1 protein-coding gene is annotated in these 234 nt (G+C 36.3%); it reads left to right on the top strand.

All coding sequences use genetic code 11. From position 1 onward, the window contains the following. A partial coding sequence (locus SM755_RS24230; RefSeq protein ID WP_323174910.1) for a hypothetical protein occupies positions 1-234 on the top strand: 234 nt, incomplete at both ends.

The raw sequence follows: 234 nt of genomic DNA, 5'->3' as shown, positions 1-234 counted from the left end.
GTACATTCAGAAGATACTTGGGCATGTTGGGAAGACACCTTCAAAACATACATATATCCTGTTCTTAAACAAATTGGTATATGTTCCACATGTCCCCCAGCGATAGGGGAATTGGCAGCAGTAATGAGTAAATTATCACCAGATATACTGAACGATACATTTAGATTTTTTACAGCAGAAGCTATAAACCACAAAGTGACTGAAATTTACCTTCGTTCAATTCTCAAATATCAC

The sequence above is a fragment of the Natrialba sp. PRR66 genome, assembly GCF_034808065.1.
Taxonomy (GTDB): Archaea; Halobacteriota; Halobacteria; order Halobacteriales; family Natrialbaceae; genus Natrialba; species Natrialba aegyptia.
Note: the sequence above shows the minus strand (reverse complement) of the source record. Positions and strands in the feature narration are given on the sequence as shown.